5 protein-coding genes are annotated in these 6359 nt (G+C 49.9%); all 5 read right to left on the reverse strand.

Annotated elements, in window-relative coordinates:
* Positions 1-202 precede the first annotated feature (202 nt).
* A complete protein-coding gene (locus Q3F21_RS25105) occupies positions 203-802 on the reverse strand; it encodes a response regulator (RefSeq protein WP_340258998.1) in 600 nt (199 codons plus the stop codon).
* Positions 799-1935, reverse strand: a complete 1137-nt coding sequence (locus Q3F21_RS25110) for a sensor histidine kinase (RefSeq protein WP_340259000.1) — start codon at positions 1933-1935, stop codon at positions 799-801. Before Q3F21_RS25110 ends, Q3F21_RS25105 begins: the two co-directional genes overlap by 4 nt.
* Positions 1936-2001: 66 nt before the next feature.
* Positions 2002-3057 (reverse strand): fatty acid desaturase, encoded by a 1056-nt coding sequence (locus Q3F21_RS25115; protein ID WP_340259002.1) that lies wholly within the window; start codon positions 3055-3057, stop codon positions 2002-2004.
* A gap of 251 nt (positions 3058-3308) precedes the next feature.
* Positions 3309-4637: a winged helix-turn-helix domain-containing protein gene (locus Q3F21_RS25120; protein ID WP_340259004.1), complete on the reverse strand. Its 1329-nt coding sequence runs from the start codon at positions 4635-4637 to the stop codon at positions 3309-3311.
* A 30-nt stretch (positions 4638-4667) separates the two neighbouring features.
* The coding region (locus tag Q3F21_RS25125; RefSeq protein WP_340259006.1) for a DEAD/DEAH box helicase at positions 4668-6359 on the reverse strand (1692 nt) is incomplete at its 5' end.

Below are 6359 nucleotides of genomic sequence, written 5' to 3' on the forward strand. Positions count from 1 at the left end.
CAATACATCCTCCAGCTCTAAGCAAGGGCCTTGCCCATAAATATTTTTTATAATGCCCTGCCCTTTTACGAAAGATACCAGTCCCATCGTATATGGGAGGAAGCCGCGTTCTCTTTTGCAAACAGTTGAAAAAGACACCGGTTCTTGATCCGGTGTCTGGGAAAAACGCAACTCTATAGTTACTCGTCGTATCCGTATACAGCTATTTAAACCAGCCCTTCTCCTTGAAATGCATGATCGCTTCGATCCGGTTGCTGACCCCCAGCTTATCCAGGATGACGGAGATGTAGTTGCGGACCGTCCCGGTTGTGAGATACAGCTGGCTGGCGATTTGCTTCGTATTTTTGCCGTCGGCGATCAGCAGCAGGACTTCCTTTTCCCGCTCAGTCAACGGGTTTTCTTGACCGTACGCCTCATCCATCAGCTCCGGCGCGTAGATGCGCCGACCAGCCATGATGCTGCGAATCGAGCTGGCCAGCTCCTCGCTGGGACTGTCCTTTAACAAGTAGCCATCCGCTCCCGCTTTTAACGCCCGTTCAAAATACCCCGCTCTGGCAAACGTGGTGAGGATCATGACCTTGCAGCTGGATGTCTTCAGCTCCTCTGCCGCATCCAGACCGCTCTTCACCGGCATCTCAATATCCATGATGCAAATATCCGGCTGATGCTGATGGACGAGCTTTACGGCATCCTCGCCGTTGCTTGCTCTGCCAACGACCTTCATATCCTCTTCCAAATCGAGCAGGGAAGCAAGAGCGCCCAACAGCATCCGCTGGTCCTCGGCAATGACGATTCGAATCATACCACCGCCTCCTTTTCCGGTTGTTTGAAGACGTTTGGCACGCGCAGGACGATTGTCGTCCCCTCGTCGGAGACAATTTCCATGCTCCCGTTTACAAATTCAAGCCGTTCCCGCATGCCGCGCAGGCCGTTTCCGCGATAGCAAGCTGATTCGTCGGCAATGCCAATCCCGTTGTCCTTCACTTTGACAACCAGATCGGTCCGGGATGGCTCGATTACGACCGAACAGACCGACGCGTTGCTGTGCTTGACCACATTCGTCGCCGCTTCCTTTATGCACATCGAGAGCACGGTCTCGGTCATCAGGGAGGTTTTGGTCAGGTTGGGGTCACCCTCCAGCTTGAAATCGATTTGCGCCGCTTCGAGAATCTGTTTGATGCGAAACATCTCTTCCTCAAGCCGCGTACCGCGCATCTGGGTAACCATTTCCCTGACTTCCTTTAAAGCGATCCGTGCTGTCTGGCGGACTTCTTTTATTTCAATTTTCGCCTGGTCCGGGTCCTTGCTGATCAACTTGCCAGCCAAATCGCATTTCAACCCAATCAGGGAGAGCTTCTGTCCGAGCGTATCATGCAAATCCCTGGCGATCCGCTGACGTTCCTCCAGCTTGACCAGCTCCGAGATCCGCTTGTTTGCGTCCTCCAGCTGCCCCTCCAGCTTTTCCCGTTTGTTCCGGTTGTAGGTGGTGACCGGAAGGAGGATGACAGCGATCATGCTGACAAGCACAAACGGCAGCTGATTGATCATCTGCGCGTTCTTCATGATAAACCCGAGATTGATCGTGACCACGGTACTAACGAGATGAATCGAGTACAGCGTGTAAAAACCGACCTTGTTTTGAATAGTTCCGATAAAAAACGCCAGGAACAGCGAGAAATACACATAGCCGAACAGCAGCGTCATCGTGATGGAAATGACGATTTGCACACTCGTCCAGAAGTAAATCAGCCATCCCTTGGAAAGAAACGAGAACACGTAACAGACAAAGAACACGAGAATCATCACAATCCCGCTCACAACCTCAAGTGTAGAGGAGGAGCGGAAGATGAAATAGAACGGAAGGATATAAAAGACGACCCACACATAAGGGCTAAGACCGGTGTTTTTGTGAAGAATTTGATACCACTTTTGCATGATCGCCCACCCTTTCCGCTTCGCTGTCTACATTAAGTGTATATGAAGAGAAGGGTTTGTGCAGGTTTATTTTCCTTCCAGACTGGGACTTCGTCTCTGCAACGGCTCTGGAGCGGATTCTGTCTTGTCCAGCAAATCCTTGATCTCTTTAAAGCTGACAAACGTCTTGTTGCGCTCATCCCATAGCCGGAAACGAAGCGACTTCAAGCTCGTGGCGAGGGTAATCGTTGTTGCCTTCTGCAGCGGAGGCGTCGCATTATGCGCCTTCTCCAAATTGTAGTTCGGAACTTTTGGGCTTAAATGATGGACATGGTGAAACCCGATGTTTCCGGTGATCCATTGCAGAGGCTTGGGCAGCTTGTAATAGGAGCTTCCCTCCACGGCCGCTTTCACGTAGCTCCACTCTTCTTCGTTTTCAAAGTAGGAATCCTCGAACTGATGCTGTACGTAAAACAGCCAGATGCCGAGCAAGCCGGAGATGAAGAAGATCGGACCTTGGATGAGCAGGAACGCTTGCCAGCCCACCGCCCAAATCATCAGCGCATACAGTACGACGATGGCGACATTGGTCAGATACGTGTTCATCCGCTCCCTGGTTCTCGCTCCTTTGCGGTTAAAACGGTACTGAAGCACGAAGACATAGATCGGACCGAGCCCAAACATGACAAGCGGATTGCGGTAGATCCGGTAAGCAATCCGAAGCCACAGCGGGGAAGACAGGTATTCCTCGACGGTCAGAATCCAGATGTCGCCGACGCCCCGTTTGTCGAGGTTGCTGCTCGTCGCATGGTGGATCGAATGACTGTGCTTCCACTGCTCATACGGACAGAGCGTGATCACGCCTGTAATCGTGCCAAGTATATCGTTAGCCAGGCGATTCCTAAAGAACGACTGGTGACAACAGTCATGGAAGATAATGAACGTCCGGATTACAAATCCGGCCGCGATAATCAAAAGAGGAAGCGTCAGCCAATACGAGACGGCCAGGCTTTGATAGGCCGCAAACCATAACAACAAAAAAGGAACCAGGGTGTTGAGAAGCTGTCTAATACTCGACTTTGTATCGTTTTTCTCATAGGGGGCGACATTTTTTTTCAGACGAGCTATGTTGGATTCGTGCATCGCGTATTGCCTCCTCGATTTGACGCATAGGGAACGTTTTGGAACGCAGGGCGCAAACTTTTCTTTCTTTGATTATAATAAGCGCATCCTGTTCACTGTAGTCATAAACGTCAACTCGAGGATATGACATTTGTCATGGTTTTTCAGATTTTATTTCCACCGATGAAATCAATTTCCAGTTTGCAGGTTGATCAGAGCAGGGCTGTTTTCTTCTCAGAACGGCGATACAAGCATGACTAAATGATGCTTGTCTACTTCAGCTTGGTCTGTTCAATTGAGAGCGTATCTGCGCCATGGTTGGCGGCGAAAGTCTGCAAAGCGTTCAACACCTGTTTTTTCAGCGGTCCCGTAAATTTTACCTGCGGTTCGATTTGCAGCAATTGGACCGACAAATGGCGGCTTTTTTTATCCAGCCGGGGGTCCATGCGGCCAATCAGCCTATCTCCCGCCAGTATCGGCATCGCGTAATAACCGTACTTGCGCTTTGCGGCCGGCGTGTAAATTTCCCAGCGGTACTCAAAGGCAAACAGGTCTTCCAACCGCTTGCGGCTCCACAACAAATTGTCCAGGGGCGGGAGGAAGCGAATGGCCGGGGCTTCCTCCCCTGCCTGTGCTTGTTCCTTGTCGATGTGCGCATGCAGACGCTCGCTGTCAGATGCGAGGATGAAATACGGCTTGCCTGTGTCCTCCAGCTCTACCTGCACCACCTCGCCCGCATCGATGCACCGCTCAATCGCCGAGCGCCGCTCGCTCGCGCTCATCCGCTGCCAGCCCAGTCTCGGGTCGCTCGGCTCAAATACCCGGTACGCCCGGAGGTACTTGTCCAAAAGCGCGTTCAAGGCTTCACCCGTTTCCATTTCCCTGCCTCTCTGCATTAGCTCTGCGGGGACGATGCGGCTGGACAGATCAAACAGGCGCTGGTTTCCCTCGCGGCCGACGACCGAGATCTCGGCCGCATCCAAAAGCAGATTCAGGGCATGGGATGTCGCCTTTGTTTTGGCGCTGACATTGTCCCAGTATCCGCGGACACGCAGATTGGATTCAAAGGCTTTGGACGGCAGCGGGCCTTCCTCCCCCAGCTTTTGCCTTACCCCATCCGCGATCGCTTCGAGCTGGTCGAGCTGAGGCTGCACGCGTTCGCGCAGCCGCTGGCGAGTCGGTTCGAAGATTGGGTAGTCCTCCATCGGAATGACGCAGGCGGCGTTCGCCAGGTACTCGAAAAAAGCTCCGGCTCGAAGCAGTTCATCCAGAATCTCCGGCCGGTAGCCGGGAATCCGTGCAGCCAGAACCAGATGCTGGTTGGGACGGACGGCATTGACCGGATCGATCTGCACGCATTCGAGCCGCCGGATTGCGTTCCGCACTCGGTCTTGCAGGATTTGTGACGAGTCCATTGGGTTATGGAAATCCTTATTGAAACCGTTTTTGAAACCGTCTTTCGAACCGAAGCTGGTCGGGCTAAGGCTGGTTTCCCCTGGAATAACTCCAGATCCCTTCTCCGCTTCCGGGCTGTCTAGCAGCATTTGTGTCTCCAGCAGAAAACGCCGGAGCGCTCGTTTGGTTGTTTTGATCGTTTTCATTGCGGAACCTCCGAGTAGCTCGTCGTTTCGTTATCCAAGCTCTTTCACCTTCGTGTTTGACAGCTTCTTTTTCTCCACCACTCCATCCAAATATTGTGTAAAAGTTGAATGACCACTGTACGTTAGAAATAGCCATTCCAAAGCTCGGGTCATGGCTATGTAAAGCAGCGAAACCTCTCTCTCTTCTATTTCTTCCAGAGGGAATGGCATGTTTTCGACTGACACAATGAACACCGCTCGGAAATCGAGACCCTTTGCACTGTCAATTGTAGATATTTTCACTTTGTTTTCTTCACGTGAGAAGCTTCTTTTCGATTCCGCATTTTCTGTCACCCATGTGTACGGCAACTCGTGTTTTTCCAAACTGTCTTTGATCTCATCGATATAGGACACTCGATGGGTATTTTTAACACGGTACAATATGGCGATATCGCTATACGGTATTTTTTTCTCTCTGGTTAGAAAGTTTATCGATTTGGAGACAAAGTTCATCTCTTCTTGAATGCTTTGAAATCGTTGAATAATCGGAACAGGACCTCTCCTTTTGGTTGACTGCGGAGGAATGATTTCCACTCCTTCTACCGTCCCGCTTTTTACTTTATTTTTCAGTTGGGAATGCGCCTGAAAAAAATCCCAAGCAAATTGTATAATTTGAGCTGTATTTCGATAATTGATCGTAAGTATTTTGGAGCGTCCACGAAAATCAAGGCCAATATCCTGAACCAAACTTGTTTTTCTCTTGAATATAGATTGGGCTCGATCCTCTACCAGCAGCAACGACTGCGTATTCGGGTTCAAGCATTGGCTCAACAACTTCAGCCAATCCGGTTCAAAATCTTGCCCCTCATCAATTAATATTGCATCGTACATCGGAAGGACCGCTTCTTTCCGATTGGCTTTTTCCAAAAGAGCTGGAATATCTGTATCGTTCATCTTCAGATGCTGGGCGAGCCATTCATGAAAATTGTAAACCTCTACATTGGATGCGGAAGAAGACACTGGTGCATTCATCATCTCAAACAGATCTTCCGGTTCATTCATCATTTTTTCAATCATTTGCTTCAGACTTTTTGACAAGGTAATTCCATAACAGAGAACGAGAATACGCCAATCTGGGTGTGCTTTCGCAAGCAGTCTGGCCCTGCTGGCCAATATAAGCGTCTTGCCGCTGCCGGCTACCCCTCGGATTAATCGATGCTTGTCTCCCAGCTGCTTCGCTAAATTCTCCTGATGCAAATCCATCGTTTTGATGTTGTGCAGAGACAGGAGCAATTGATCCTGATGGCGAACCGGTGATGTAAACTCCGCGCTAATCCGAACCTCTGGAAACAGGTGGAAGCGAAATGCCTGAATGTCTTCATTCGTCAAGATATACCTTTTCGTGTTGCGAACAGTGAACATTTCCTGTATTTTCTCCAATAATATTTCAGGAGAAAATCCCTCCTCATCAGGGTCAATCTCGTCTTGGCAAAGAACAAACTGCGGTTCAATCACATGATAAAGATTATGCTTCAAAAAATACTCCTGTTTTAAGCGGGTAAAGACCGTACCATAGCCGTAGGAAAATTTTAAATATGAGCTGTTGTCCTGCAGCAAATTCCGATCTTTTTTCAAGTGGTCAGCAAGCAAACGGGCATTGTCCCTCGCTTGCTTCAAGGGACTTTTCGTTGTGACCATCCCACCATCCGCTTTGTGCAGTATCCAGTCATCATTATTAATTTG

Origin of the sequence: Brevibacillus borstelensis (assembly GCF_037834415.1) — a bacterium.
In the GTDB taxonomy this organism is placed as follows: Bacteria; Bacillota; Bacilli; order Brevibacillales; family Brevibacillaceae; genus Brevibacillus; species Brevibacillus borstelensis_A.